Annotated in this window: 1 pseudogene; it reads left to right on the forward strand. The window is 50.9% G+C overall.

The features are described from left to right. Positions 1-216, forward strand: a pseudogene (locus tag ACVC43_RS01080) (hypothetical protein); the annotation flags it as partial.

Here is a 216-nt window from a genome sequence, read left to right on the forward strand (position 1 = left end):
CGCAGAAGACGATGATGTAGCTGGTTTACCAACCAATACACCAGCCACAGTAGATGTAACCGCAGACAATGGAAACGGAGCCGATTCAGATCCAGATGGCGCAATCGATCCAGCAACCGTATCGTTTACCGATCCGGCCGCTACAGATACCGATGGCGATGGCGATAACGATGAGTTAGTAGTACCAGGCGAAGGAACCTGGACAGTAGATGAAAC

Source organism: Lacinutrix chionoecetis, from assembly GCF_053604665.1.